The organism is Streptomyces sp. NPDC001822, assembly GCF_042892135.1.
In the GTDB taxonomy this organism is placed as follows: Bacteria; Actinomycetota; Actinomycetes; order Streptomycetales; family Streptomycetaceae; genus Streptomyces.
Genome location: NZ_JBIATW010000031.1, coordinates 1,948 through 3,339 on the forward strand (window position 1 = coordinate 1,948; position 1,392 = coordinate 3,339).

Here is a 1,392-nt window from a genome sequence, read left to right on the forward strand (position 1 = left end):
TGGAATGACACGACTTCGGCGGTACGCTTGAGCCCCGCTACATTGTCGGCGCGGAATCACTTGACCAGTGAGCTATTACGCACTCTTTCAAGGGTGGCTGCTTCTAAGCCAACCTCCTGGTTGTCTCTGCGACTCCACATCCTTTCCCACTTAGCGTACGCTTAGGGGCCTTAGTCGATGCTCTGGGCTGTTTCCCTCTCGACCATGGAGCTTATCCCCCACAGTCTCACTGCCGTGCTCTCACTTACCGGCATTCGGAGTTTGGCTAAGGTCAGTAACCCGGTAGGGCCCATCGCCTATCCAGTGCTCTACCTCCGGCAAGAAACACACGACGCTGCACCTAAATGCATTTCGGGGAGAACCAGCTATCACGGAGTTTGATTGGCCTTTCACCCCTAACCACAGGTCATCCCCCAGGTTTTCAACCCTGGTGGGTTCGGTCCTCCACGAAGTCTTACCTCCGCTTCAACCTGCCCATGGCTAGATCACTCCGCTTCGGGTCTAGAGCGTGCAACTCAATCGCCCTATTCGGACTCGCTTTCGCTACGGCTTCCCCACACGGGTTAACCTCGCTACACACCGCTAACTCGCAGGCTCATTCTTCAAAAGGCACGCAGTCACGACGCACCGAGCAAGCTCGATGCGCGACGCTCCCACGGCTTGTAGGCACACGGTTTCAGGTACTATTTCACTCCGCTCCCGCGGTACTTTTCACCATTCCCTCACGGTACTATCCGCTATCGGTCACCAGGGAATATTTAGGCTTAGCGGGTGGTCCCGCCAGATTCACACGGGATTTCTCGGGCCCCGTGCTACTTGGGTGGTTCTCAAACGAGCCGTTGATGTTTCAGCTACGGGGGTCTTACCCTCTACGCCGGACCTTTCGCATGTCCTTCGCCTACACCAACGGTTTCTGACTCGTCGACCAACCGGCAGATTGATCAAGAGAACTCCCACAACCCCGCATGCGCAACCCCTGCCGGGTATCACACGCATACGGTTTGGCCTCATCCAGTTTCGCTCGCCACTACTCCCGGAATCACGGTTGTTTTCTCTTCCTGCGGGTACTGAGATGTTTCACTTCCCCGCGTTCCCTCCACACTGCCTATGTGTTCAGCAGCGGGTGACAGCCCATGACGACTGCCGGGTTTCCCCATTCGGAAACCCCCGGATCAAAGCTTGGTTGACAGCTCCCCGGGGACTATCGTGGCCTCCCACGTCCTTCATCGGTTCCTGGTGCCAAGGCATCCACCGTGCGCCCTTAAAAACTTGGCCACAGATGCTCGCGTCCACTGTGCAGTTCTCAAACAACGACCAGCCACCCATCACCCCACCCTTACAGGTGAGTGCACTGGGGCCGGCAACCGAAGGCGACCATGACGGCCGAACCCT

1 rRNA gene (only partly in view) is annotated in these 1,392 nt (G+C 57.3%); it reads right to left on the bottom strand.

Features of this window, described 5'->3' with window-relative positions:
- Positions 1-1,275: ribosomal RNA gene (locus ACFYY2_RS34670) — 23S ribosomal RNA — on the bottom strand; it reaches 1,925 nt to the left of the window's first position.
- Between the last annotated feature and the right edge of the window lie 117 nt (positions 1,276-1,392).